28 protein-coding genes and 1 pseudogene are annotated in these 25,690 nt (G+C 62.5%); 13 read left to right on the forward strand and 16 right to left on the reverse strand.

Translation table 11 applies throughout. The features are described from left to right. Positions 1–14: 14 nt before the first annotated feature. Positions 15–365, forward strand: a complete 351-nt coding sequence (locus CQ13_RS10990; protein WP_057842920.1) for a DUF6665 family protein — start codon at positions 15–17, stop codon at positions 363–365. Positions 366–823: 458 nt separating this feature from the next. Next, a complete protein-coding gene (locus tag CQ13_RS10995) occupies positions 824–1,327 on the forward strand; it encodes a hypothetical protein (RefSeq protein ID WP_057842921.1) in 504 nt (167 codons plus the stop codon). A gap of 389 nt (positions 1,328–1,716) precedes the next feature. Here the strand turns inward: CQ13_RS10995 and CQ13_RS44345 are convergent, their stop codons facing one another. From CQ13_RS44345 to CQ13_RS11015, 3 genes are all read right to left on the reverse strand, one after another. After that, on the reverse strand, positions 1,717–2,133 hold the full coding sequence (locus tag CQ13_RS44345; RefSeq protein ID WP_197427310.1) for a hypothetical protein: 417 nt from the start codon (positions 2,131–2,133) through the stop codon (positions 1,717–1,719). Next, positions 2,130–2,318 carry a hypothetical protein gene (locus tag CQ13_RS40870; RefSeq protein ID WP_082637412.1) on the reverse strand — a complete coding sequence of 63 codons (189 nt, stop codon included), beginning with the start codon at positions 2,316–2,318 and terminating at the stop codon, positions 2,130–2,132. Before CQ13_RS40870 ends, CQ13_RS44345 begins: the two co-directional genes overlap by 4 nt. Before the next feature lie 675 nt (positions 2,319–2,993). Then, positions 2,994–3,407: a hypothetical protein gene (locus CQ13_RS11015; protein WP_057842925.1), complete on the reverse strand. Its 414-nt coding sequence runs from the start codon at positions 3,405–3,407 to the stop codon at positions 2,994–2,996. Between the two features lie 213 nt (positions 3,408–3,620). On the opposite strand from CQ13_RS11015, the gene CQ13_RS11020 reads away from it, so the two are divergent. Continuing rightward, a complete protein-coding gene (locus tag CQ13_RS11020) occupies positions 3,621–4,463 on the forward strand; it encodes a GNAT family N-acetyltransferase (protein ID WP_057842926.1) in 843 nt (280 codons plus the stop codon). A gap of 115 nt (positions 4,464–4,578) precedes the next feature. Here the strand turns inward: CQ13_RS11020 and CQ13_RS11025 are convergent, their stop codons facing one another. From CQ13_RS11025 to CQ13_RS11040, 4 genes are all read right to left on the reverse strand, one after another. Beyond that, positions 4,579–5,649, reverse strand: a complete 1,071-nt coding sequence (locus CQ13_RS11025; protein WP_057842927.1) for an AI-2E family transporter — start codon at positions 5,647–5,649, stop codon at positions 4,579–4,581. A gap of 236 nt (positions 5,650–5,885) precedes the next feature. Then, entirely contained in the window at positions 5,886–6,371 is a 486-nt protein-coding gene (locus tag CQ13_RS11030; protein WP_057842928.1) for a DUF411 domain-containing protein, read from the reverse strand. A 201-nt stretch (positions 6,372–6,572) separates the two neighbouring features. Beyond that, entirely contained in the window at positions 6,573–7,034 is a 462-nt protein-coding gene (locus tag CQ13_RS11035) for a cupredoxin domain-containing protein (RefSeq protein WP_057842929.1), read from the reverse strand. A 122-nt stretch (positions 7,035–7,156) separates the two neighbouring features. Next, the gene (locus tag CQ13_RS11040; RefSeq protein ID WP_245309132.1) at positions 7,157–7,555 is read right to left on the reverse strand and encodes a hypothetical protein; all 399 of its coding nucleotides are present in this window, start codon (positions 7,553–7,555) and stop codon (positions 7,157–7,159) included. A 328-nt stretch (positions 7,556–7,883) separates the two neighbouring features. On the opposite strand from CQ13_RS11040, the gene CQ13_RS11045 reads away from it, so the two are divergent. Together CQ13_RS11045 and CQ13_RS11050 are read left to right on the forward strand one after the other, a co-directional pair. After that, the gene (locus tag CQ13_RS11045; protein WP_245309140.1) at positions 7,884–9,083 is read left to right on the forward strand and encodes an MFS transporter; all 1,200 of its coding nucleotides are present in this window, start codon (positions 7,884–7,886) and stop codon (positions 9,081–9,083) included. A gap of 128 nt (positions 9,084–9,211) precedes the next feature. Next, complete coding sequence (locus CQ13_RS11050; RefSeq protein ID WP_057842932.1) at positions 9,212–9,490, forward strand: DUF1488 family protein; 279 nt, start codon at positions 9,212–9,214, stop codon at positions 9,488–9,490. Positions 9,491–9,540: 50 nt separating this feature from the next. On the opposite strand, the gene CQ13_RS11055 is transcribed toward CQ13_RS11050, so the two are convergent. Further along, positions 9,541–9,978 carry a cupin domain-containing protein gene (locus CQ13_RS11055; RefSeq protein ID WP_057842933.1) on the reverse strand — a complete coding sequence of 146 codons (438 nt, stop codon included), beginning with the start codon at positions 9,976–9,978 and terminating at the stop codon, positions 9,541–9,543. Positions 9,979–10,065: 87 nt separating this feature from the next. Between CQ13_RS11055 and CQ13_RS11060 the strand changes: the two genes are divergently transcribed. Further along, positions 10,066–11,049, forward strand: coding sequence for a LysR family transcriptional regulator (locus CQ13_RS11060; protein WP_197427303.1), 984 nt, complete (start codon positions 10,066–10,068; stop codon positions 11,047–11,049). On the opposite strand, the gene CQ13_RS11065 is transcribed toward CQ13_RS11060, so the two are convergent. Together CQ13_RS11065 and CQ13_RS11070 are read right to left on the reverse strand one after the other, a co-directional pair. Next, positions 11,012–11,791 (reverse strand): crotonase/enoyl-CoA hydratase family protein, encoded by a 780-nt coding sequence (locus CQ13_RS11065; RefSeq protein WP_057843011.1) that lies wholly within the window; start codon positions 11,789–11,791, stop codon positions 11,012–11,014. The two genes, CQ13_RS11060 and CQ13_RS11065, sit on opposite strands and share 38 nt — an antisense overlap. A 50-nt stretch (positions 11,792–11,841) precedes the next feature. Continuing rightward, positions 11,842–12,330, reverse strand: a complete 489-nt coding sequence (locus CQ13_RS11070) for a tautomerase family protein (protein WP_057842935.1) — start codon at positions 12,328–12,330, stop codon at positions 11,842–11,844. Positions 12,331–12,449: 119 nt separating this feature from the next. Here CQ13_RS11070 and CQ13_RS11075 point away from each other — a divergent pair, with 119 nt between their 5' ends. After that, positions 12,450–13,082: a TetR/AcrR family transcriptional regulator gene (locus CQ13_RS11075; RefSeq protein ID WP_057842936.1), complete on the forward strand. Its 633-nt coding sequence runs from the start codon at positions 12,450–12,452 to the stop codon at positions 13,080–13,082. A 741-nt stretch (positions 13,083–13,823) separates the two neighbouring features. On the opposite strand, the gene CQ13_RS11080 is transcribed toward CQ13_RS11075, so the two are convergent. From CQ13_RS11080 to CQ13_RS11090, 4 genes and pseudogenes are all read right to left on the reverse strand, one after another. Beyond that, complete coding sequence (locus CQ13_RS11080; RefSeq protein ID WP_057842937.1) at positions 13,824–14,201, reverse strand: PRC-barrel domain-containing protein; 378 nt, start codon at positions 14,199–14,201, stop codon at positions 13,824–13,826. Positions 14,202–14,458: 257 nt separating this feature from the next. Then, a pseudogene (locus CQ13_RS40875) lies at positions 14,459–14,581 on the reverse strand (cupin domain-containing protein); the annotation flags it as partial. 66 nt (positions 14,582–14,647) lie between these two features. Continuing rightward, a complete protein-coding gene (locus CQ13_RS11085; RefSeq protein WP_197427304.1) occupies positions 14,648–15,205 on the reverse strand; it encodes a DUF2846 domain-containing protein in 558 nt (185 codons plus the stop codon). 82 nt (positions 15,206–15,287) lie between these two features. Next, positions 15,288–15,836, reverse strand: a complete 549-nt coding sequence (locus CQ13_RS11090) for a cupin domain-containing protein (protein WP_028347208.1) — start codon at positions 15,834–15,836, stop codon at positions 15,288–15,290. A gap of 153 nt (positions 15,837–15,989) precedes the next feature. Here CQ13_RS11090 and aptA point away from each other — a divergent pair, with 153 nt between their 5' ends. Both aptA and CQ13_RS11100 read left to right on the forward strand, forming a co-directional pair. Continuing rightward, positions 15,990–17,318: an omega-aminotransferase AptA gene (gene aptA, locus CQ13_RS11095; protein WP_057842939.1), complete on the forward strand. Its 1,329-nt coding sequence runs from the start codon at positions 15,990–15,992 to the stop codon at positions 17,316–17,318. A 156-nt stretch (positions 17,319–17,474) separates the two neighbouring features. Then, positions 17,475–18,740 carry a D-amino acid dehydrogenase gene (locus CQ13_RS11100; RefSeq protein ID WP_057842940.1) on the forward strand — a complete coding sequence of 422 codons (1,266 nt, stop codon included), beginning with the start codon at positions 17,475–17,477 and terminating at the stop codon, positions 18,738–18,740. 191 nt (positions 18,741–18,931) lie between these two features. On the opposite strand, the gene CQ13_RS11105 is transcribed toward CQ13_RS11100, so the two are convergent. Then, on the reverse strand, positions 18,932–21,229 hold the full coding sequence (locus tag CQ13_RS11105; RefSeq protein WP_156433621.1) for a molybdopterin-dependent oxidoreductase: 2,298 nt from the start codon (positions 21,227–21,229) through the stop codon (positions 18,932–18,934). Between the two features lie 17 nt (positions 21,230–21,246). After that, positions 21,247–21,942 (reverse strand): cupin domain-containing protein, encoded by a 696-nt coding sequence (locus CQ13_RS11110; RefSeq protein WP_057842942.1) that lies wholly within the window; start codon positions 21,940–21,942, stop codon positions 21,247–21,249. Between the two features lie 161 nt (positions 21,943–22,103). Here CQ13_RS11110 and CQ13_RS11115 point away from each other — a divergent pair, with 161 nt between their 5' ends. Genes CQ13_RS11115 through CQ13_RS11130 form a run of 4 tightly spaced genes read left to right on the forward strand, consistent with a single transcriptional unit; the run spans position 22,104 to position 25,554 of the window. Further along, positions 22,104–22,871, forward strand: coding sequence for an ABC transporter substrate-binding protein (locus CQ13_RS11115; protein ID WP_082637415.1), 768 nt, complete (start codon positions 22,104–22,106; stop codon positions 22,869–22,871). After that, positions 22,871–23,524 (forward strand): amino acid ABC transporter permease, encoded by a 654-nt coding sequence (locus CQ13_RS11120; protein ID WP_057842943.1) that lies wholly within the window; start codon positions 22,871–22,873, stop codon positions 23,522–23,524. Before CQ13_RS11115 ends, CQ13_RS11120 begins: the two co-directional genes overlap by 1 nt. Continuing rightward, a complete protein-coding gene (locus CQ13_RS11125) occupies positions 23,521–24,252 on the forward strand; it encodes an amino acid ABC transporter ATP-binding protein (protein ID WP_057842944.1) in 732 nt (243 codons plus the stop codon). Before CQ13_RS11120 ends, CQ13_RS11125 begins: the two co-directional genes overlap by 4 nt. A gap of 9 nt (positions 24,253–24,261) precedes the next feature. Continuing rightward, on the forward strand, positions 24,262–25,554 hold the full coding sequence (locus CQ13_RS11130; protein ID WP_057842945.1) for an NAD(P)/FAD-dependent oxidoreductase: 1,293 nt from the start codon (positions 24,262–24,264) through the stop codon (positions 25,552–25,554). The last annotated feature ends 136 nt before the right edge of the window (positions 25,555–25,690 follow it).

The raw sequence follows: 25,690 nt of genomic DNA on the forward strand, positions 1-25,690 counted from the left end.
GCTATACATTCCCCATGTCCCGCGATTTTCGCCTTGATCGCACTGCCGTCGACGTTCTCAACTATGAGATCGCCCAGGACCAGGCCGTTGCGCTCGGACGGATGGGGCGAGCGCTGGAAGCGGCCCTCGCCAGGCTGCGGGAGTTCGATGCCACCCATCCACGCTCGGGAGCGCCGGCGTCAGCGCAGCAGGCACGGCGCCTCCTGGTGACGGAGGCCGGCCACGCGCTCTGGATGTTCGTGGTGCAGCGAGAGGCGTGTGGCTTGCGCGACAGCCACCCTGTCATGCGCGACTATAACGTGCCGGACGAGGTACAGCATTGCATGGGGGCTGTCCCTGCCACATCGATGCTGTCAGCAACATGACTTCCTGGGTTTCAACCGACCCATCGAGGTTCGAGACGAGTAGGAAGTCACCGTGGACGCCTTTCGTGCGGCTGCCCGGCACTCGCGCCCCGGTCTCGTTTCCCAGGCCAGAATGAATCCATCGCCTTGCCGGATTTGAGCCCTATTGTGACCCAGGTCGCGGCCAAAGGTCGGTGCGGGGAGGGCGCAACACTGGGGTTCTCATGTCCGGTCATTTGCGAACTTGCATCGCCGCTTTTGTCCTTCTCGCAAGTCTCCCGACTTCGCCTGCATCTTCGAATCCGCTTGCAGACTTGTTCAATGTCTCTCCCCCGAAGCCCCCTGAGCCTGCTCCCGCGGAAAAGGAACGGGAGTGCTTGCCACGACCCGGTACGTCGACGGCGGAAGGTCAGCGCTGGGTGTATCGTTCAGAGGGGGGGCGCAAATGCTGGTTCCAGGCTGCCGAGGGAACCGCGACGGTGAAGCAGGTTCGTCGTCGCGCCGCGAAGCCTCGTGCCGCCGCTGTCGAGGAGAATGAGGCCGCGCGGGCCAAGCAGAAGGCGGTCATGGATGCGCGTGCGGAGCTGCTCCGCTCCGCACCGGCGGAAACGTCTCAGCCGACGCAACCTGCGCCCGAGCTCAAGGTTGTCGAGGCCGCTTCCGTCCCGGCTACTACGGGGCCCGCAGCCTTCGTGCCGCCGGCAACTGTCGCCAGCCGCGCGACCGATCAGCTCACGCCTGACCACCCCACGCCGCGCCGGCTCGACGCGGAGACACTTCTGGCAGCCGCACCGGCGCCAAGCGCCACGGTTGCGGTCTTCGTGCCTCCGGCCCCGCCGGTCGCCTCTCCAATCGCCGCGGTGGCCGATGACGGCTGGGGCTGGATGACAACCTGGCTTGGCGCGCTGCTGATGGCGTTGGGGCTCGCCTTCGTCTTAGCCTCGAGCCGGACCCTTCGGGAGGCCGCGCTGTTGCGCGATTGATGCGGGAGCAGTGGCTGTCCTAGGCGGGCAGTGGCCAAGTAATCTGCCTGACTTTCAGCTCCCTATGGCGTCGCGCATGGGCTGGATGCTTCTAGTCGATGTCCGACTATTGTTAGCCACGACCGTGCTCTCGATTGCAACGGCTACCGCTCTTCAGCCCAGTCCGTTTTCTCGCAGCTAAGGCAGCGGAGGAGGCGAAAGCTCTTGCCCTGGCGACTGTCGAGGATCACCACGGGCCGCGCGATGCCGCCGCAATGATTGCAAGTCGGATGATGAGGCGGCTGGCACCGCCCGGCGTCATTCGCACCTCGTACGTCACTCACTGCACCCTCCTCTAAGGGCGACTCACGTAAGAGCCGAAGCCAAGAACCAGGCGCACCGTCAATTTTCTAATCTAAAAGCCAGATCCTTCCGCTCCATAACTCATCAAAAGTGTCAGGGACGTAATTCGGCGCCCGCGCTTGCACGGCTTCCTCCGGTGCCCACGCTTGCACGGCTTCTTTCGGTACCCACGCCTGCGCGTCTAGTGGATTGAAACGCTTTTCAGGGACTATGGTCACAACGTCCTTGAGCGACGGTTGCGCGGCCACGCCCTTGGGCCACTCCAGCAAGGCTTTCGAAAGCCCCGGCTTGCCCTCGTACCAGCATTTTCGTCCGTCGATGAGACGATACGACCACCATTTTCCATTCGGATTTGACGGCGCCGCGGCGCTGCATTCCTGTTTCGCTTCCGCATCTGGAATCCCCAACAACAGCAGCGCAGCAACGAAAGCCGTCAGAGCCATTGATGAGGGCTGCTTGCTCATTTGCGTGGCTCGAAGCAACTACGTTGCTGCAAGCGGCTCACAGCAGCCATCACATCGGGACGTTCGAGAACTTCTACCAACTTGTCGAGGATACGCTCACTATTCTGCGGCCGTGGTTGCAGGTATTCTTCCAGTATGAGTTGCGCCTCGCCAATCGCGCGAATAGCCAATTGTTGATCAGTCATACGCGTTACTCACAGCGCCCCCGCTAAACAAAGAAGGCAAATCAAGACCTCATTTGGGTTTTTCCCCGTTTTTCTTCAGGGTTCCATCAATTTTTGTTTCAATGTTTGGCAGGAGCCCTGCCGGATTATGTGGAGGGACTTGGTCTTACTGGGCGCAGACGGATTGCGGCCGTGATGGTTGCGGTTGCGATCTTTCAAGCCGCCATCTTGCGGCGAGATAGAACGATCGGGCCGCGTGGGGAAAACTCCGCTTAGGTCAACCGAACTGCATTGTGCGACTCGGCAGTCCGTGCTGGCTTCCTCAAAATTCGAGTCTGGTTTTGCGGGGCAAGGAAGTTGAGCCAGTTTTCCTTTATGCTTCTGCTCGTGATGTCCCTGATGCTCACCGTGTGCGTCGGAGTGGCCGCTTGGCGCGTGTCCGACGACTGGCCGGAAGTTACCGGAAGCACTTCGCCGGCATTTGTCTACATGCGTTGAAAATAAGGGCCTCAACTCCTGACGGAGCCAAGGCCCTTGCTGCAGCAGATACAGCCTGACGCTCACACCGGGCAGACGCGGGTGCTCCGCGCATCTCACGCTGTCATAGCAAATGTTAGCCGTGCGTCAGCCGATACGTCGCGCGCAACAGGAATGTAGGCGCACCACCGCACTACGAACCCGCGCGAGCTTCGCGGCTCAATCGCAGTAGCTCCACCTGCCATAGCCGTCGTCGCATTGCGCCCGCGCACGATACGGCACGGGCAGCGGCGGCCGCGGCGCGTACTCGCCCGCATAGTCGTACTCCTGCGCGTAGTAGCGGTCGGGATAGGCGGGCGCGCGTTCGACGTAGACGGGCTGCGCGGGGTAGGGCGTTCCGTACTCGCCATAGACCGCTGCCGGTGCACGGTAGGCGGGGTCCGGCACACCGTAAGAGCGATATCGGTAATCAGGTTCCGCGTACGGCCGATAAGCCGGTCGCGGGCGCACATTGATGTTTGCGGAAGGCGCGTAGATTCCGCCTGGCGCGACGTAGACGGATGACAGGTCGCTGGCCGCGGCCGCCGTGGAACACAGCACAACGAAAGCCAGCGTGAGCGATGATCGGTACATGTGTGAAGCCTCCAACTACTCAAGCCGCGCCAGCCAGCGTGGTTAATTTTCGCTAAACAAATCGAGCTGCGCAATGTTATTTTGCGCGAAGAAGTGTGCCATTTCTGGACTGCGCACACATTCGCGTGTCGGCGATAGTCGTAATTGTGAATGCCTCAGCCTGGCGCGTCATTGCAATGACGGCTGGTGTGACACATCCAAAGGATCGTCATCATGAGCGACTTCACCATCCGCACGATGCGGCCGGATGAAATCTCACTCGCCATCGACTGGGCCGCCGCCGAAGGCTGGAATCCGGGGCTTGCGGATGCGACCTGTTTTTCGTCCGTTGATCCGCACGGCTTTTTCATCGGCGAGATCGATGGCGCACCTGTCGCGACCGTCTCTTGCGTCAATTACGGCGCGCGCTTTTCCTTTCTCGGCTTTTACATCGTGCGGGCGGATTTGCGCGGCAAACGATTTGGTCTGCGGATATGGAACGCGGCCATTGCGCATGCCGGCGCGCGCGTGATCGGGCTCGATGGCGTGACGGCGCAGCAGGACAATTACAGGAAGTCCGGATTCGAACTCGCTTACGCCAACGTACGCTATGGCGGCATGGTCGCGGCACCGAGTTCGCCGCAGACCAAGGTGATTGACCTGAGCGAAGTCCCGCTGGCTGACGTGGAAGCAGAAGACGCAACGGTGTTTCCGGCGCGGCGGTCGGCGTTCCTGCGGGCCTGGATCGGCTCGCCCGGACATGTCGGGTACGCGGTCGTGCGCGATGGCCGGCTGGCGGGCTGGGGTGTGATCCGGCCGTGCCGGAAGGGTTTTAAGATCGGGCCGCTGGTGGCCGACGACCGCGCTACCGCGGAAGCGGTATTGTCCGCCTTGCTTGCCAAGGTGGGTGGCGGCGAGATTTTTCTGGACGTGCCCAGCATCAACCGCGACGCGGTCGCGCTGGCGGAAGGTTTTGGGCTCGCGCCGGTGTTCGAGACGGCGCGCATGTATACCGGCGCAATCCCGCCGCTGCGGCTGGAGCGGGTGTTCGGGGTGACAAGCTTTGAGTTGGGGTAGGCGACACGACCGCCATTGCGACCGAAGCGACGAAGCAATCCATCTATCCCCGTGCGGACAAGTGGATTGCTTCGCTTCGCTCGCAATGACGGCGGTTGCTGAACGCTACCGATCGCTACCGATCGCCCACACGCTCATCCCGTGACGTGCGCCTGGACGTCGAAAAAATCTCCCAGCTCACCATGAAGATCGCGGCGATCAGCGGGCCGATGACGAAACCGTTGAGGCCGAAGACTTCGATGCCGCCGAGCGTGGAAATCAGCACAACGTAATCCGGCAGCTTGGTATCCTTGCCGACCAGGAATGGACGCAGCACATTGTCCACTAGGCCGATGATCAGCACGCCATAGGCGATCAGCGCGATGCCCTGCCAAACGGCGCCGGTTGCCAGAAAGTAGATCGCGACGGGGAGCCAGACTAACGCGGCTCCGATGGCCGGCAACAGCGACAGGAATGCCATCAGCACGGCCCACAAAATCGGCGCGTGAACCCCGAGGAACCAGAACGCCAAACCGCCGAGCGCGCCCTGGACAATGGCCACCAGAACCCCACCCTTGACGGTGGCGCGAACGACATCGGCGAACCTGGTGAAGAGCGCTGATTTCTGATCGCCGCGGAGTGGAACAGCCTGCTTGATCAGGTCCGCCACTGCCCTGCCATCGCGCGTCAGGAAAAACAGCAGGTACAACATGATGCCGAGGCTGATCACGAACTCGAAAGTGTTCATCCCGATAGTAAGCGCCTGGGGAGCCAGGACCTGACCGCCCTTCATCAGGTTGGACGACAATGTTTCGCGAAGCCCTGAAAGATTGGTCAGGTTGAACCGCTCCAGCCAACCGGTTGCCCAGGCCGGCAGCGCATCGAAGACACGCTGGATGTAGCCGGCGAAATCATATTCTCCGGACCTGATCTTCTCAAAAAGGCTCGTCGCTTCCTGCACCAGGGAGGCCGCAACCATCGCCAGCGGTATGAGTACGATCGCGACGATGAGCAGGACGGTTACCAGGGCCGCGAGGTTCGGCCTGCCGGGCATCGATCGCAGCAGCGCCCGATTCACTGGCGCAAAGATGACGGCTACGATGATCGCCCACAGAACGGCGCCGTAGAACGGTTGCAAAACCCAGGCGAATGCCAGCGTAACGGCAAACAGCAAGAGCAGAAAAGTCTGATCATCGATCCTTCGCACTGGCGTCTCGTTTCCTTGCCTTCACCTCGGCCGCGCCAATGTTCAGCGACGAACCGGCGCGCGCTCTCCATCGCCTTGTACAGCATTTTTCGGACTCGTACCGCGCCAGTGTAGGATGGGTGGAGGCAACGGATCCGGCCTTTGGTCGGCCCGATGATAAACTTCGCGATACCCATCACCCTTCTTGAATGGAGTGTAGACGATGGGTAGCGCTTCGCTCCACCGCATTCTGCGGACTAAGTGTCAATCCGCTGCGTTCCGATGAAGCGCATGTAAGGCGTTTGCCCAGCCGGCCCGAACAGTACGACGGTGTAGGGATGGGGAGGCCCACCTTCCATTCCGGGCGACCCAACGGGCATGCCGGGAACGGCAAGACCCTTGGCGTTCGGACGTTCCGCCAGCAAGTGCTGGATCGCGAGCGCCGGCACGTGTCCTTCGATTGCGTAGCCGCTCACGACGGCGGTGTGACAGGCGGCGAGCTCAGGCGGAATGCCATGCTGCTGCTTGCTCGGCGCAAGATCGGCAGCGTCATGCACCTCGACCGGAAAGCCGGCCGCGCGCAGATGGTCGGCCCAGCCGGAACAACAGCTGCAATTCGGGTCCTTGTGGACAATCACGACAGGGTTAGCGGCAGCGGCGGACGCGATCGTCCGGCCTGCCAGCACGGCGGCGATCACGCCGAGGAAGGACCGCCGGGCGATGCAATGCAGTGTTTCGCTCATCGACTTCACCTTTTCCGTTGGCGGGATTTCACAGCATAACCTGGCGTGGATCTGCGGATCGTTCAAAGCGGAAAGCTCGCCCGTTCCGCTTGGATCCGCTATTGTTGAGCCGGGCCAGTATTTGCTTCATCTGGTCGATCTCCTGCTGCGGTCCCTTGGTTGTCCCCTTAAGCCTGAGTTCTGGCTTCACCTCGCCGTCACTCATTTCACCAGGATTTGGCCGATCATACCGCCGTCGCGATGGCCGGGGATCAGGCACGAAAATTCGAACGTGCCTGCCCTGGTGAATTTCCAGACGATCTCGGCCGATTTTTTTGGCGCCAGCCGCACGCCGTTAGGTTCGTCGTGCTCCATGTGCGGGTGTTGCTTCATATCCTCGGCGTGCTTCAGGTTCTCTTCGGTCGTGGCGAGCAGGAATTCGTGGTCTTCCTGGCCGACATTGCGGATCACGAAACGGATCTGCTCGCCGCGCTTCACCTCGATGCGTGAGGGCGTGTAGGCCATTTCGCTCATTTCAACTTGAATCGTCCGCGAAGGTTTCTTTGGATTACCGGGCTCGCCGGCCGAATAGGTTTCATGGGCATGCTTGTCGTGGCTATGCGCAGGCGCTGGCAACGCGCACAAGGCGGCCACTGCAAGGCCAGCCGTTATGATGTTTTTCATCCGATGTTCTCTCTCGTCGTCAACGATCAGCCGCGGCGACGCGCGGCACGTTGGGCTAGATTCGTGGAAAGGTGCGGGCATGCGTGCGCTGTCGAAGCACAGCCGCCCATCGTGATGTCGGATCAGGCGATCGGAGGACGATAGAGCAGAGGGGGAGCCTCACCCGGCAGAAGCTGGAAGTTCTCGGCAGCGCAGAGCGAGATCGGCGGCGAGGGCTTTGCGACGGCAGGCGGATCGGCCGCGATCGCCGAAACGCACAGCACCGCGCAGCACGGCCCCGGCGAGGCATCGCCGTCGTGCTGATGCCCGGCGTGCCCGGTCATGACATGGCCGGCACTGGCGTGATGCTGGTGCGCGGCCCCATGTTCCGGTTGCGCGCCGTCATGAACATGCGCTGCGGCAGCCGTCCCGGGCTGGTGCGCGAGGCACGACGCGGCTTCGCCGAGCGCCAGCGCGGCGCCGGGTGCCAACACGCAAAACAGATAGAGCAGGGCAGCAAACCACCCCGCTTTGATGCGCACCGGCCTCGTCAAGCGAACGAACATGGCGGCAAATTAGTATCAGCCGACGTTTCAGCCAAGATGCTGCAGCCGGTTGGTTCTCTCTCCGTCATTCCGGGGCGATGCGACAGCATCGAACCCGGAACCTCGAGATTTCCGCGTTATCTCGGGATTCCTCAGGCGCGCTACTGCGCACCGTCGTTCACGCTGCGCGTGCCCCGGAATGACGACGACCCCCCACCACAACTGCATGCCTAACATCGCGGCATTGTGGCTTGACGTTAGGCGATTTGACCCCGAAGTTCCGCATGCCGTGGTGATTTCTTCTGAGCTTTCCCGAGATTCCGACCTGTTCGTTCCCGATTCGCGCCGGGCGTGGATCCGGCTTGCCGTGGCCGTGCTGATCGGCTCGCTAGGCAGCGTCGGCATGTGGTCCGTGGTGGTCGCGCTGCCCGTGGTGCAGACGGAGTTTGCCGCGAGCCGCGGCACCGCGTCGCTGGCCTTTACCATGGTGATGCTCGGGTTCGGTTCCGGCGGGGTGCTGACCGGCAAGATCACCGACCGCTACGGCATCGTCACCGCGATCGGGCTCGGCATCGGCATTTTGGGTCTCGGCTATGTCGTCGCGGGAATGTCGACATCGATCTGGCACTTTATCCTGGTGCATTTCGCTATCGGGCTGTCGTCGTCCGCCACGTTCGGGCCGCTGATGGCGGAAGCCTCGCACTGGTTCGACCGTTATAGGGGGCTCGCGGTCGCGATTGCCGCTAGTGGCAATTACATCGGCGGCACGATCTGGCCGCCGCTGGTGAATTTCGGCATCGAGCAGCTCGGCTGGCGCACCAGTCATGTCGCGATCGGCATCTTCACGGCGGTAGCGATGACGCTGGCGCTGATCGGCTTGCGGATGCTGATGGGCGCGGGAGGACAGCGCGACCACGACAACGCGGCGCCGCCGCGCGTCGATCTAAAACTCTCCACCAACGCGCTGACCGCGATCCTGTCGCTGGCCGGCATCGCCTGCTGCGTGGCGATGTCGATGCCGCAGGTGCACATCGTCGCCTATTGCGGCGACCTCGGCTATGGCGTGGCGCGCGGCGCCGAAATGCTGTCGCTGATGCTGGGCTTTGGCATCATCAGCCGGATCGGAAGCGGCTTTCTCGCCGACAAGATCGGCGGCATCCGCACGCTTTTGATCGGGTCGTTCGCGCAGGGCACCGCGCTTCTGTTCTATCTGTTCTTCGACAGCCTGACTTCGCTCTACGTCATCTCGGCGATGTTCGGCCTGTTCCAGGGCGGCATCGTGCCGAGCTACGCCATCATCGTGCGCGAGGCGATGCCGGCCTCCGAAGCGGCGACCCGCGTCGGCATCGTGATCTTTGCTTCCGTGTTCGGCATGTCGTTCGGCGGCTGGATCTCGGGCGCGATCTTCGACGCCACCGGCTCCTACGGCGCCGCGTTCGCCAATGGGCTGGCGTGGAACGCGCTCAACATCACGATCATGGTGCTGCTGTTGATGCGTGCGCGGCAACGACTGGCGATGGCTTGAATTTGATCAGGGGTGGCGGTTTGATGCGCATGCTAGACCGCCTGTCCCGTCTCCTTCAGGAGAGATGAGGAACAAGCCAAGGCAATTATCGTTTCTCAAGTATCCTTTCTCTCCGGGAGGAACACCCGATGGCACTCGCACGCGGAAACATTCGCGGTTACGAGTTCGACCGCATGGTGCTGCTGTTTTCCATGATGGACGGCCCGAGGGAAATACCCTGCGCGGTCAGCGCCTCCGCGATGGATGCTCTGGAGCATGCCTCGCGCACGGCGACCAGCCAGCGTGAAGAACAATTCCTTCGGTTGCGCGACCGCATCGAACAATGCGCGTCGCGCAAGTTCGATGCGGGGGAGTTCGAGGGGACTCCGCCCGGCATCATCCTGCGCAGCATCGATTTTCGCGGTTAGCTCTGTTGCTGACCCTGCTCTAGGCGATGTCTGTCGCGATGGTAGGCCGCCTAATGCGAATGCAAGTCCAGGAACGGCGTGTCATTCGCGCTGACGTAAAAGATGACCACCTTGGTCGGCTCGGTGGCGCTGCGGTTATAGCCGGTCATAGGCACGTTCGGCGGTTCGACCATCGCTTCGCCGGCCTTGACGTTAAGCGGTGGGCGGCCATTGAGTTCAAGCGTGAAGGTGCCTTCGAGGACGTAGACCGTCACCGGAAAGCGATGGGTGTGATACACGGTCTTGTCGCCCGGCTTGAACGTTGCGGTCATCACCCGCACGGTTTGCTTGTCGTCCTTTGGCAATCCCTCGACGACCTGCTGCAGCACCATGTTCGGTTTGGCGATATTCGGCGCGGGCGCCCCGTGCTGCTGCGCCGATGCGGGATTTCCGAAGCCGGCGCCGAGGCCGGCGAGCAGGAAAATGGCCGGGACGAGATGACTGCGCATGTTTTGCTCCTTGTCGGTCAGGCACCGCGTAGTGCTTTCAGAGCAAAGAAGCCTACGGGCCGCTGGTCCGCCGCGGGAGCCGCAAGATTGCTAAACCCCGCCGCAGAAGTGCATAATGGGCGGATGTTCGACTGGAACGATCTGAAATACTTTCTCGCCGTGGCGCGCCATGGCAGCACGATCGCGGCCGGCAAGGCGCTCGGCACCAGCCAGTCGACGGTGCACCGCCGCCTCGAAGAACTCGAACGCAGGCTCGGGCGGGCCCTGGTGACGCGGCAGAACACCGGCTATCGCCTGACCGAATACGGCAACACGCTCTTGAAGTATGCTGAGCGCATCGAGGCGGCGGTCGATGATTTCCAAAGGCGGGCCACCGACGTCGAGCAGGAACTAAAGGGCGTGATCCGCGTCACCTGTCCCGAACCGATCGTTTTCCGTATGACGCAGTCAGCGCTGATCGATCGCTTCCATGCCCGCTATCCAAAACTTCGCGTCGAGTTCATCACCAGCGACCGCTATCTTGATTTGTCAAAGGGCGAGGTGGACGTCGCCTTCCGCTCAGGTGATACCGATGATGAGCTGGTGGGCCGCAAGATCGCCGACTCGATCTGGGCGGTGTATGCTAGCCATGGCTATGTCGAGCGTCACGGCGGACCCGAACGCATCGAGGATCTGTCGCGCCATCCGCTCATCGGCTTCGATGAGACGCTCGCCAACCACCGCGCCGCCAAGTGGCTGAAGGAAGTCGCGCCCGGCGCCAATATGCCGGTGCGCAACAACAGTGTGCTCGGGCTGGTCTCGGCCGTGAAATCCGGCGTCGGCCTCGGCCCGCTGCCGACGGCGCTCGGCGATGCGGAGCCGGATCTGGTCCGCGTTCTCGGGCCGATCCCCGAACTGACCCGAAGCTGGCGGCTCCTGGCCCACCCGGATATCCGGCGCGTCCCGCGGATCGCGGCGTTCTTCGACTTCATCGTGGAAGAACGCGACTCGTTGAAATCGATCCTGACAGGACGAGGGCCGGGCAGCCCCCCGCCTACCTGCCCTGAAACACTGCTGCGCGGCGCTCGATGAAGGATTGAATGCCCTCGCGCGCATCGGCGCTGTTGAGCAAGCGCTCGCGGACTTTCGGGATGTAGGCGATGGCGGCCGCCTCGCCGTGCTCGACATATTTAAGGGCCGCTTCCTTGGTGGCCTGAATGCCGAGCGGCGCATTGCTGGCAATGATCTTGGCGAGCGCCATCGCCCGCTCGATTTGCTGGCCGGCCGGCACGACTTCCTGGACCAGCTCGATCTCGCGAGCGCGCGCTGCGGTGAATTCATCGCACAGGAACAAATGATACATCGCGTTGCCCCAGCCGGTGCGCGACAGGAACCGGAAATGCGCACCTCCAAGCGGTGCGATGCCGCGCCTGGATTCCATCTGGCAGAATCGGGCGTCGTCGGCGGCTACGACGATGTCGCCCGCCAGCATCAGCTCGATGCCGATGGTGAACACGATGCCTTGCACCGCTGACACGATCGGCTTCTTGCAGCGCTTCTGCAGGCCGAAGACGTCGACATTGCCCTCCCTAAAATTCCGCTTCTCGGCGTTGGGGCCGAAGAATTTCGGCATGTCGAGGCCGGCGGTGAAATCCTTGCCTTCGGCGCAGATGACACCGACCCAATAGCCGTCGTTGTTGTGGAGCTCCGTCAGCGCGTCCGACAGCTGCTCCATCATGGCGGGCGAGAACGCGTTCTTCTTGGCGGGGTTGTCGATGATGATCTTGAAGATGCGGTCGTGGATCTCGGTGCGGATTGTTCCTTCGGCGATCATGGTCTTCTCCGTCCTCATTGTTCTAAAAATGCAGTGCGGGGCGCGCGCGTCTATCGCTCGTATTTGACGGCGAGCGCGGTGCGGATTGCCGCGGCGCGTTCCTGCGAAAAGTGCGATGCGCCATGTTCGAGCAGGTCGAGGAACGACAGCACGCCGCCGCGCGACCCCCAGCTTCCTTCCTCGATGATACGGAAATTGATCCACCAGGCCGGCGAGGGCGTCTTCATCCCGCAGGCCTCTGCCAGCGCGGCGTGGATGCTGCGGATGACGGTAGCGCGATCCTCGCGCGTCCAGCAGCAGTCCATCACCACGACGTCGAGCACCATCACGTCGCTGGGCTTGTCCGAGAGCAATTCCCCGCCGTGCGCGATCATGTCGAGCGGGCGCTCGACGAAATGCACCTGATAGCCGCGGCGCGCTTCAGGCGTCAGCTTGCCGACCTCCGGCACGAGCACGGCGTCCGTCAGCGTTTTTGCCAGCACCCGCCGCTGATCGGCGTTCAGCCTTCCCTGCGGCGTCATCACATGGATAAACGTCATCGCGCGTCTCCTCTTGTCGGCAGTTTCCTGACTATGACGAACGTCATAACTTCACATGAGGCTGGCTATGTCAACCGTCATACTCTAGCATTCGACTAAGCAGACAAGGAAGATTCGCGATGACGTCAGATACCCGCGCAAAGATGGTGGCAGGCGCCGCCGACCTGATGAGCCGCCGCGGCGTCACCGCCACCAGCATGCGCGAGGTGGTCCGCCACACCGGCACGCCGCGCGGTTCGATCGGTCATCACTTTCCGCGGGGCAAGCAGCAGTTGATCGAGGACGCGCTGGTATTTGCGGGCAAGCAGGTCAGCGGGCCGCTGGAGCATCTGGTCCAATCGCGCGGCGCCATCGCCGGGCTTCGTGCCTTCATCGCGCTGTGGCGTCAGACGCTGGAGAAGTCGAAATTCCAGGCCGGCTGCCCGGTGCTCGCGGTCGCGGTCGAGCAATATGTCAACGATGCGACGGAGAAGGACGGCGCGCCGGACGAAGCCGCGCAACGGCATCTGCTCGATCTTGCCGATGGCGTGTTTGCCGACTGGCAGCGCATCATGTTCACGGCGCTGCGCCGCGAGGGCGTGGCGCCCGCGCGCGCGCGGCGGCTGGCGGCACTCGTCATCGCCTCGACGGAGGGAACGGTCGCGATGTGCCGCGCCGCGCGCAGCGCCCAGCCGCTCGATGACGTCAGGCAGGAGCTTGAATTGGTATTGTCGAGCGCGCTGGCGAAACAGGCCGAGGTGCCGCGCGCGTGACATCGTTCAGCCGCTCCCTTGGCCTTTCCTTTGCTGCCGCTCGACCATGCGGCGCACAGACGGGCATTATTTCGATCACTAATTGCGGCGGCGGACTGCACTAGCAAAAAAGTCGCGGGCTATCGCATCCAGGACTGCGGAGATTTGTTCGCCGGACTCCTTCGTTGTGACACGTCCCATTTCGAGCCTTTCGGCCTCCGAATGTAATCCATGGATAATTCGCGCAAACGCTTGGCTTCAGAGTCATCGGGTAAAGGAGCAATTTGTGCCAAAGATATCGTGCACGCGCGCGTGCGCGTTCGCTTCGAGAGCCATCCATGAGCGCCTCCGACGAACTTACGGTTTTGAGTTTTGATCAGTCCCTCTCTGCATTCGGCACGAAGGGAGGCCTTTGAGATCGGCTCGCTAGATCAAGAAACGGCCCCGTTATGTCGCGTTCCCGACATTGTGCCGGTTCTAACGCCGTGCCGTCTGGTTTTTGCCGCTGACGGGAAATCCAATGACTCAAACGCTGTGCCGCGATCCGCGGCCGTTCAGGCTGCGCCGTCCCGGAGTTCCGCCGCTCCATACCAATCGTATTGATCGGAACGGTTCGCGAAATCGTCCGGCCGCGCTTTGTTCAGGATCGCCGGAAGAGCCGCTGATCAGGCGGACTTGGCTAACGCCTGCCGCATCTGGTCGACCGGCTCCTCAGTGACTCAGCACGCACAGACAACTGAGATCGTCAGATGCTGCCTGGCGTTATAGACCGCCTCGCCCTTCCCAGTACGTAGGTATCCCGTAGTGCCGGTGGGTGCGCGTTTCCCAGTCTCGATCTTGCCAGGAGTCATCACTGAACTCCGGCGCATCCTTTAGCTGTTGCTCGGTGATATTGGTTCGAAAACCACCAAGCGACGTATCGTATGTCAGGGCGCTCCACGGGATGGGATAATGGCTGTGGCCCAACCCGACAAATCCACCAAAGCTCATGACGGCATAAGCTACGCGACCTGAGACCTTGTCGATGATGAGGTGATCAATCTCGCCGATATTCTTCCCATCTGCTCCATAAACCTCGGTTCCATGAATGTCTTCGCTTGAGATGCATTGATGATCCGGATGGGCTGTTGCGCGGGCCATGGCTCGGCTCCCTTCACAAGAGTGAATTTCGCCGACTTAACTCGGCCGCTACGGCGGTCGTTCCTGGCAGCGCAGAACATTTCACAGCGTGGCCAAGGGCCTTTGTTGCGGCGCAGGGAGCCTGAGCGTCCGCCCCCAATCATAGTGTCCGTTGTTGGCGGACATGCCGATGGGCGATTACGATGTGTGCTGCCGCAAAGGCGGAGAAGGCGACCATTCAGCGCTGCAGCGGATCTATAAGCACGCGCCTTGGCTTCTCAGAACGTCGGCGGCGTGCAGGCTGAGATCACTTCGCACGGCTTTCCGCCGACGCAGCGAAAGCGGTGCGGGCGGCGGCTTTCGAAATAGTCGTGCCGATCGAGAATGCGGCGCTCGTCGTCGGGCCGAGCAGATCCAAGTTTGGGATCTAGTAGATGCTCAAACAAATGCCCCGGTCGGAAACGACGCTATTGCGGCTTCAACTGACTGATGACGGCAGCCCCTTCTGCTGCATCGATTTGATAGAGAGCCGCACCAGAAAAGCCGGCCATAAGCGGGGACGTAGCCCGCATTTGTTGTCCGCTGCTGCCAGCAAGAGCCTGGTTGAGAAGGTTTTGGCCGGGCGCAGCCACCTGCGGTGTACCGACGCCGAAATAGTAAGTTCGTCCACCCTCAATTTCTGTTTCGGTTTCATAATCCATGGAGATCGGATTCACGCAGGCTATCCGGTACCGTCCTGGCGGTCTGTCCAAAAAGAAATACAATCCTTTGGCTACCGAACCAACCGGCTTGCCGTCAATCTTGATTCCCACTTCGGTGCCGACAAGTCCCTTCTCGCGCAGAAAATACAATCTCGCAAGTCGCGCATCACGCGGCTTGGATTGAGGCTGATTGGATTGAGGCTGAGGTTCAAGCGCCGCTTCGGAAACCGTCGAGGATTTGCATCCACCGAACTGAGCAACAAGGCAGAGTACCAACGCCCACGATACAAAACGCCGCATAACAATCCAATCTACAACGAGCACCGACAAAAACCACAAGTTGTAAATTAACGCAATGGTAATTTAGCGCGACCATTACAGCGTTGCAGCGGGCTTATGTTATCGCTCAAAACGTAGGCGGTGTGCAGGCGCTTATCACCTCGCACGGCTTTCCGCCGACGCAGCGAAAGCGGTGCGGGCGGCGGCTTTCGAAATAATAGGCGTCGCCGGGATCAAGGATGCGACGCTCGTCGTCGACCGTTACCTCCAGCCGGCCGCTCACCACGATGCCACCTTCCTCGCCGTCATGGGTCAGCGGTACCCGGCCGGTGTCGCTGCCCGGCTCATAGCGTTCTTTGAGAATCTGCAACGCGCGGCCGAACAGATTGTCGCCGACCTGGCGGTAGGAGATCGGCTGCTTGCCGATTTCGGTCAGTTCGTCGGAGCGGTAGAACGCCTTGCGCGGCCGCTCCGGCTCGATCGCGAAGAACTCGGCGAGCCCCATCGGCAGCCCGTCGAGGATGCGCTTGAGCGCGCCGACACTCGGGTTCATCTGGTTCGATTCGATCAGCGAGATCGTCGAATTGGTCACGCCGGAGCGTTTTGCCAGCTCGCGCTGCGACAGCTTGTGGCGGGCCCGGACGAAGCGGAGTCGCCCACCGATATCGACGCTCATCGAAAATCCCTGTTGCAGCTGTTTCTGATCGAACAAATATGCCCTCACCGGGCTAGCAAAATCAATAGGTTGCAGGAGTGCAGAAAAGGACTTGTTGTGGCTTCCCGAGCGTGGCCCGGTGCTCCCTTGAGCTGCCAGCAAAGGAGCTAGACCGTGACCCTTCATCAGAAGCCGAACACCCTGCAGACCGACTCGTTCTGGATGCCCTTCACGGCCAACCGGCAGTTCAAGAAAACGCCCCGCCTGTTCGCCTCCGCCGAGGGCATGCACTACACCACCGTCGACGGCCGCAAGGTGATCGACGGCTCCGCCGGCCTCTGGTGCGTCAATGCCGGCCACGGCCGCCGCCAGATCGCCGCCGCCGTCGAACGGCAGTTGATGAACCTCGACTTCGCGCCCTCGTTCAACATGGGCCATCCGCTGGCGTTCGATTTTGCCGAGCGGCTCACCGAGATCGCGCCGAAGGGGCTGGATCGCGTCTTCTTCACCAATTCGGGCTCAGAGTCGGTCGATACCGCGCTGAAGATCGCGCTGGCCTATCAGCGCGCCATCGGGCAGGGGACGCGGACGCGCCTGATCGGACGCGAGCGCGGCTATCACGGCGTCGGCTTCGGCGGCATGTCGGTCGGCGGCATGGTGGCCAACCGCCGCGCGTTCGCCACCCATCTGCCCGGAGTCGATCACATCCGCCACACCCATGATCTCGCCCGCAACGCCTTTGCGAAGGATCAGCCGGAGCATGGTGCCGAGCTCGCCGACGATCTCGAGCGGATGGTGGCGCTGCATGGCGCCGACACCATCGCCGCCGTCATCGTCGAGCCGGTGCCGGGCTCGACCGCCGTGCTGCCGCCGCCGAAGGGCTATCTGAAGCGCCTGCGCGAGATCGCCGACAAGCATGGCATCCTGCTGATCTTCGATGAGGTCATCACCGGGTTCGGCCGTCTCGGCACGCCGTTTGCGGCTGATTATTTCGGCGTTACGCCCGACATGATGACGACTGCCAAGGGCATCACCAACGGCACCGTCCCCTGCGGCGCGGTGTTTGCCAGCCGCAAGATCCATGACGGGCTGATGACCGGGCCCGAGGGCACCATCGAGCTGTTCCACGGCTACACCTATTCGGCGCATCCGACCGCCTGCGCCGCGGGCTTGGCGACGCTCGACATCTACAAGGACGAGGGGCTTTTGACGCGCGGGGCGTCGGTTGCCGAATACTGGCGCGATGCGTTGCATTCGCTGAAAGGTCTGCCGAACGTGATCGACATCCGCAATTGCGGCCTGATGGGCGCGGTCGAAGTAGCGCCGCGCAAGGACGGGGTTGGCGCGCGGGGCTATGACGTGATGGTGGATTGCTTCAATCGCGGGCTTTACCTGCGCATGAGCGGCGATTCCTTTGCGCTGTCGCCTCCCTTGATCGTCGAGAAGAGCCATATCGACGACATCGTCTCGATCCTCGGCGACGCGATCAAGCGTGTGGCCTGATCCTTGCTCGCAAGGCATAGCGTTTTTAAGCGAAGTGTACCCCGGTTCGCTTGAAGAAAACGCGTCAAGACAAAACCTGGAGCCCTGTTCCGATTTCAATCGGAGCAGCGCGCCAGAAGCCGCGGCAATTGTGCCGCGGCGGATGCGTGAGGAATCGTGAAAGTCATCGTTCTCGGCAGTGGCGTGATCGGCGTCACCACAGCCTATTATCTGGCGCGTTCCGGCCACGAAGTTGTCGTCGTCGATCGTCAGGCTGAGCCTGCACAGGAAACCAGTTTTGCCAATGCCGGCGAGGTATCGCCCGGCTATTCGTCGCCCTGGGCCGGCCCCGGCGTGCCGGTCAAAGCGATCAAGTGGCTATTGATGCGGCACGGACCGCTGGTGATCTGGCCCAAGCTGGATCCTGTCATGTGGATCTGGGGGCTGAAGATGCTGCGCAACTGCACGGCAGAGCGCTACGCGGTCAACAAGAGCCGGATGATCCCGATAGCCGAGTACAGCCGCGATTCCTTGCGCGCGCTGCGCGCCGAGATCGGTATCATGTATGACGAGCGCAGCCGCGGCACGCTGCAGCTCTTTCGCAAGCAGAAGCAGCTCGACTCGACCGGCGACGATATCGCGGTGCTCAAGCAATACGGCGTGCCGTACGAGCTTTTGGATCGCACCGGCTGCATCGGTGCGGAGCCGGCGCTCGCGGCCGTGAAGGACAAATTCGTCGGCGGGCTACGATTGCCGCAGGACGAGACCGGCGATTGCCACATGTTCACGCAGGCGCTCGCCAGGGAAGCAGCGAAGCTCGGCGTCGAGTTCAAGTTCAATACCACGATCGAGCGGCTGGTCGCGGAAGGCGGCAGGATTACCGGCGTCGTCACCAGCGCGGGCTTGTTGCAGGCCGATGCCTATGTCGCAGCACTCGGAAGCTGGTCACCGCGGTTGCTCAAGCCTCTGGGTGTTTTTGTTCCGGTCTATCCGGTGAAGGGCTATTCGATCACGGTCCCCGTCATCGATCCCGATGGCGCGCCGGTATCGACCGTGATGGACGAGAGTTACAAGGTCGCGATCACGCGGCTGGGGGACCGCATCCGCGTCGGCGGCACCGCGGAAATTTCCGGCTATTCGAATACGCTCGATGCGGCGCGAAGGCCGACGCTCGACCATTCGCTGATCGACATGTTTCCGCGCGGCGGCGATTTGAGCAAAGCGAGCTTCTGGTGCGGCTTGCGCCCGATGACGCCGGACGGACCGCCAGTGATCGGCGCGACGCGCTACAGCAATTTGCACCTCAACACCGGACACGGCACGCTCGGCTGGACCATGGCCTGTGGCTCGGGAAGGGTGCTGGCAGATCTGATCTCGGGGCGGAGGCCGGATATCGATGTGAGCGAGCTCAGCGTGGGTCGGTACGATCACAGGTTCGGGTGAGGGCGCATAACGCTCGCCACCGTCATTGCGAGCCACCGGGTCGCGCGAATGCGCGCCCGATGACAGGCTCCGCGAAGCAATCCATCTCACGGCGCGGGGATAGATGGATTGCTTCGTCGCTGTCGCTCCTTGCGCAAACGCTTCGCGTTTGTCGCAGGCAATGACGACGGTGTCGTGTCGTTCCCTCCGCATCAACCCTGCTCGGGAGGATCGAAGGCCCTAATCGGTGGTACCGATCCCCTGTACTTCTCGCAGTCGACCACCGTCACCTGACCGCAGCAACCTTGCGCGAGCCGCGAGGTGCCGATGTCGCGGGTGAGCACGTTCGGGTTGCCATGAACGCAGAGCGGATGTCCTGCGGTGCCGGCTTGCGGATCGTACCAGGCTCCGGTGGACAATTGCACCACGCCGGCCATGACGTCCTCTGTAACCGCGGCTGCGGCCAGACATGCGCCCCGGTCATTGAACAGCCGGACGATGTCGCCGTCGCTGATGCCGCGGCCCGCGGCATCAGCAGGATTGAGGCGGACAACTTCCCGGCCGGCAATTTTCTTGGACTGGCTGTAGGCACCGAAGTCGAGCTGGCTGTGCAGCCGGGTCGCCGGCTGGTTGGCAATCAGCGTCAACGGGTGGCGCGAATCCGGCAGTTCGGTTGACGGCAGCCATGCCGGGTGGGGCGGGCAATCGTCGTAATCGAAACCTGCGATGGTTTTCGAATAGATCTCGATCTTGCCGCTTGGTGTGGGCAGCTTGTTCTTGACAGGATCGTTGCGGAAGGCGCGCAGAAAGCCGCCGTCATCGGGGGCCGATGGCAGCGCGAGTTCGCCGCGCCGCCAGAACTCGTCGAAGTCAGGCGCATCCCAACCGGCGTCGGCAAGCGCCCGCCGCGTCGGCTCGTAAAGATGGGCCAGCCATTGCCTGGTATCGCGTCCTTCCGTGAAGGCCTGTTCGACGCCCAATCGCCGCGACAGCGCGGCAAAAATATCGAAATCGTCGCGCGCTTCGCCAATCGGGTCCACGGCCTTGCGCATCGCGACCAACCTTGGATCGGTGCCGGCGGCGCCGATATCGTCGCGCTCCAGCGTCATGGTCGCCGGCAGCACGATGTCGGCAAACTTCGCCATCGGCGTCCAGGCGCTCTCGTGCACGACAATGGTTTGCGGGACATTGAAGGCCCGCCGTAGCCGATTGATATCCTGGTGATGATGGAAGGGGTTGCCGCCCGCCCAGTAGACCAGCTTGATGTCGGGATACCGCATCGTGCGGCCGTTGTATTCGAACGTTTGTCCCGGACTGAGGAGCATGTCGGCGACACGCGCGACCGGGATGAACTCGGCGGTGCCATTCTTGCCTTGCGACAGCGTCGGGATCGGAACCGCGTTGAGACGGCGGCCGGTATGACCGAGCGCACCGAGTGCGTAATTATATCCGCCGCCGGGCAGGCCGATCTGGCCCAGCATGGCCGCGAGCACCGCGCCCATCCATACCGGTTGCTCGCCATATTGCGCCCGCTGCAGGGAATGCGAGACCGTGATCAAGGTGCGTCCGCGCGGCAGCCGGCGGGCGATGTCGACGATTGTGTCGGCCGGAATGCCGGTAATGTCGGCGGCCCATGCCGCGTCCTTTGGCGTATGGTCGTCGCGGCCGAGCAGATAGCGTTCAAAGATGTCGAAGCCGGTGCAATAGCGCGCGACAAAGCCGCTGTCCCACAGGTTCTCGACGAGGAGCTTGTGGGCGAGCGCCAGCATCAGTGCGACGTCGGTGCCGACCTTGATCGGCATCCACCGGGCGCCGGCCGCTTCCGGCATGTCGTCGCGCAAGGGCGCGATGCCGTAGAACACGGCGCCGCGGCGCGCGGCCCTTTGCATCGCGTCGCGCTCGATGTGCCGGCTGATGCCGCCACTTGCGACGTCCGAGTTTTTCAGCGCCATGCCGCCGAAGGCCAGCACCGTATCGGTGTGCTCGGCGATCTGATCCCATGTCACGTTGTGGCGCGAGATGCCTTCGAAGCCGCCGAGGATATGCGGCAGGATCACGGCCGAGGCGCCGGCGCTATAGCTGTTCACCGAACGCACATAGCCGCCGAACGCTATGTTCAGGAAGCGATGAACCTGGCTCTGCGCGTGGTGGAAACGTCCGGCGCTGGCCCAGCCATAGGAGCCGCCATAGACCGCGGCGGCGCCATATTCGGTTCGGATCCGCGCCAATTCGCCTGCGAGCAGGTCGAGCACTTCGTCCCAGGGGCACGCGACAAATTTCTGTTCGAAGGTGCGCGGAGCGGGTGCGCTTCGCTCCAGCCATGCCTTGCGCACCATCGGCCGCAGGATGCGGGCCTTGTGGCGCATCGCCGTGGTGAAATTCTGCAACATTGGGGAGGGCGCCGGATCGTGCTCGTACGGCTTGATATCCAGCGTCGCGCCATTCCAACGTGCCGCGAAGGCGCCCCAATGCGCGCTGTGCGGGCTCCAATCCTCTCGGGCTTGATCCATCCGTTGTTCCAGACTGTTCATGACGCCTGCGTCACGCAATTCACCCACAGCACGACCGCTTTCGCATCTTTCGCGGGATTTGAGAAGCGGTGCGGGCGACGGCTGGCAAAGCGAAAACTGTCTCCTCGCTTGAGCGACCAGGTCTCGGCGTCGACCGTCAGCGTCATCTCGCCTTCCAGCACCAGCCCCGCCTCCTCACCATCATGCGTGTAAAGCTCATCGCCGGTGTTGCCGCCGGGCTCCATGTGCACCAGAAACAGATTGAGGCGGTTCTCAGTACCCGCCGGACTCAGCAATTGCTTGGAAATGCCGGTCCGCCACAGTTTCAGTTCGGCGCGCTGCATTTCGCGCGTCACCACGCCGCCGGATGCCGCCCCGTCTTTCGGCTGCGATCCGAACAGCGCGGCGATGCCGACGCCAAGCACGTCGGCCAGCGTCGCCAGCACGCGGAGCGAAGGCGACGACAGCCCGCGCTCGATCTGGCTGAGAAAGCCGATCGACAGATCGGTTTTCGCCGCAATCGTCTCCAGCGAGAATCTGTGCTCGCGGCGCAGGTCGCGGATGCGGCGGCCGACCGCAAGGTCCATCGCCGGCTCGGCCGGCCTGACGGCGGTCTTCGCCTTCGGCCGGGCCGTTGCCTTTCCGGCGGCCTTTTTCTTGGCCCTTGCCTTGGCCTTGAACGCCGGTTTCTTTATTCGCTTGCCGCCGCTCACGTCACAACGCTTCCTTCATGTGCATGAAAATCACTTGCAAACCCCGGAGAAATGTGACCACCATTTCATATTGGTGAAAATAGGCCCGAACGGCGTTGCCCGCAACTCTTTGGTCTAAGGCGGGCGGGCCCGGGCGGCGTGCAGTTTCAGGAGGTGGTGCGATGGCTCTGAAGCGTCTCGTTCAGGCCGCGGTGGCGGCCTTGGTTCTCGCCGCCGCAATGCCGGCATCCGCGCAAAAGGTGCTGAAGGTGGGCTCGACGCCGACCGGCGTACCCTTCACATTCCTCGACACCAAGACCAACAGCATTCAGGGCATCATGGTCGATCTCATTACCGAGATCGGCAAGGACGCCGGCTTCCAGGTTCAGATCGAGCCGATGCAGTTCTCGACCCTGATTGCCTCGCTTACCTCGAACAAGATCGACATTATCTCGGCGGCGATGTTCGTTACGCCCGCGCGCAAGGAAGTGATCGATTTCTCCGAGCCGTTTTACAGCTATGGCGAAGGCCTCCTGGTGCCGAAGAGCGATACGAAGACCTACACCAAGCAGGACGATCTGAAAGGCGAAGTGGTCGGCGCGCAGGTCGGCACGGCGTTCGTCGATGCGCTGAAGAAGTCGGGACTGTTCAGCGAGGTGAAGGCCTACGACACTATTCCCGATATTCTGCGCGACGTGAACGCCGGCCGGCTGAAGGCCGGCTTCGCCGATTATCCGATCCTCGCCTATAACCTGAAGCAAGGTGGCTTCCCCGAGGCGCGCATCGTCGAGAGCTACAAGCCCGCGACCGTCGGTTCTGTCGGCATCGGCGTGCGCAAGGGCGATACCGAGCTGCTCGCCAAGATCAATGCCTCGCTGGCGAAGCTGAAGGCGAACGGCACGGTCGAAAAGATCCTCGATAAATGGGGCCTCAAGGCGCAGGGTGCCTGATGCAGGCGTTCTGGCGCGACGCGACCGAGTTCCTGCCGATCCTGATGAGCGGCGTGGCGTTGACGGTCATCGTCACCATCGGCTCGCTCTTGCTGTCGACCGCGCTCGGCCTGGTCTGGGCCTTGATGCGGGTATCCGGCATCGGCGTTTTCTCAGGTTTCAGCGCCGGGCTGATCAACGTGATCCGCGGCATTCCGATCATCGTGCTCCTGTTCTATCTCTATTTCGTGATGCCCGAACTCGGCCTCACGCTGACGGCGCTGCAGGCGGCGATCTTAGGCCTCGGCATCGCCTATTCGGCCTACCAGGCGGAGAATTTCCGCGCCGGCATCGAGGCGATCGACAAGGGGCAGATCGAGGCGGCGCAGGCGATCGGCATGGGCTGGTGGCAGACCATGCGCCGCGTGGTGCTGCCGCAGGCGGTGAAGATCGTGTTGCCACCCTACGGCAACATCATGATCATGATGCTGAAGGATTCGTCGCAAGCCTCGACCATCACGGTCGCCGAGCTCGCGCTGCAGGGCAAGCTGATCGCATCCTCCACCTTCAAGAACACCAGCGTGTTCACGCTTGTGGCGCTGATGTATCTCACCATGAGCATCCCGCTCATCCTTCTGGTCCGTCACTTCGAGAAGCGCGGGGACCAGAAATGATCGAACTCACCAACGTTCACAAGAGTTTTGGCAAGGTCGAGGTGCTCAAGGGCATCACGGCTTCCGTCGAGAAGGGCGAGGTGGTCTGTGTCATCGGCCCGTCAGGATCCGGCAAATCCACCATCCTGCGCTGCATCAACGGGCTGGAGAGCTATGACCGCGGCGACATCCTCGTCGAAGGTGCGCGGGTCGATCGCAGCGCGCCCTCGATCGTTGCGATCCGGACGCAAGTCTCGATGGTGTTCCAGCGCTTCAACCTGTTTCCGCACCGTACCGCGCTCGAAAATGTCGTCGAGGGACCGCTCTATGTGAAGAAGGAGCCGCGCGCCGAGGCGCTGGAGCGTGGCCGCGCGCTGCTGGCGCAGGTGGGGCTTGCCGAAAAGTCCGACAGCTATCCGCCGCAACTCTCCGGCGGTCAGCAGCAGCGCGTCGCGATTGCCCGCGCACTTGCGATGCAGCCGAAGGCGATCCTGTTCGACGAGCCGACTTCGGCGCTCGATCCCGAGCTGGTCGGCGACGTGCTCTCGGTGATGCGCAAGCTCGCCGACGACGGCATGACCATGGTCGTCGTCACCCACGAGATGGGATTTGCAGGAGATGTCGCCGACCGCGTGCTGTTCATCGATGGCGGCGTGATCGTCGAGCAGGGGCCAGCGAAGTCCGTGCTCAATCAACCGCAGCATGCGCGCACGCAGGATTTTTTGCGGCGCGTGCTGCATCCGCTCTGAGTTCGCAGCATGAATGCACCCATCCGACTGCCGCTGCCGCCAAGTCTCTACGCCGATACGGCGGTCGCGCCGGCACCGACGCCGCCGCTCGATGGAGACAAGAACGTTGCGGTCGCAATCATCGGCGGCGGTTTCACCGGGCTGTCCACCGCATTGCATCTGGCCGAGCAGGGCGTGAATGCGATCGTGCTGGAAGCGCAACAGCCGGGCTGGGGCGCCTCGGGTAACAATGGCGGCCAGGTCAATCCGGGGCTGAAGCACGACCCCGACCAGATCGAGGTCGATTTCGGCGCAGAGCTCGGCGGCCGCATGATCGCGTTTTCCTACGGCACCACCAACTATACGTTCGACCTGATCCGCTGCTACCAGATTCCCTGCGAAGCAAGGCAGAACGGCACGCTGCGCGCGGCGTATAACGAGGCGAGCGCCAGGGCAATCGAAAACACGGCAAGGCAGTGCATCCGGCGCGGCATGCCGGTGACACTGCTGAACCGCGAGCAGATGCGGGAGATCACCGGCACTGACCGCTATCTCTGCGCCATGCTGGACGATCGTGGCGGCGATTTGCATCCGCTGAGCTATGCGCGCGGGTTGGCGCGCGCCGCGATCGCGGCCGGCGCAGCCGTCCATGGCGAGACGCCGGCGCTCTCCTTGTCGCGTGAAGGCGCGCATTGGCGCGTTGAGACGCCGCGCGGGATCGTGCGCGCCGAAAAAGTGCTGCTGGCCACCAACGGATTCACGGACGATCTGTGGCCGGGCCTGCGCCGCACCATCGTGCCGGTGTTTTCATCGATTGCGGCCACGGCGCCTCTATCCGAGGAGGTCGCACGCGAGATCATGCCGACGCGCTCGGTGCTGTACGAGAGCGGTCACATCACGGTGTATTACCGGATCGATGCGCATAATCGATTGCTGATGGGCGGACGCGGGCCGATGCGCTGGATCAGCAAGCCTGGCGATGTCGCCTATCTTATCCGCTATGCCGAACGGCTGTGGCCGCGGCTGAAAGGCGTGACCTGGACGCACGGCTGGAATAGTCGGCTCGCGATCACGCCCGATCATTATCCCCATTTGCATGAGCCGGCGGAGAATCTTCTGATCTCGCTCGGCTGCAACGGCCGCGGCGTCGCGCTCTCGACCGCGATGGGCGCACAGCTCGCGCGCCGTCTCGCCGGCGGCAGAGATGCCGTGATCGATATGCCGATCTCAGGCATCAAGCCGATGGCGATGCACGCGTTCTGGCCGCTCGGCGTCACCGCTGCGGTGCTGGCGGGCAGGGTGCGAGACCGGCTGGGAATGTGACTCGTCGCATCAGCAGCTAGAGCAGCCGACTAAGCTTGTAGGCAAAGCAATTGACAACCCAAATCGTCATAGATATGATCATCAAATATTTGAGGATATCGGACCTGCATGCATTCTGCAGCCAAAAACCCCCGCT

It is taken from the genome of Bradyrhizobium retamae (genome assembly GCF_001440415.1).
Taxonomy (GTDB): domain Bacteria; phylum Pseudomonadota; class Alphaproteobacteria; order Rhizobiales; family Xanthobacteraceae; genus Bradyrhizobium; species Bradyrhizobium retamae.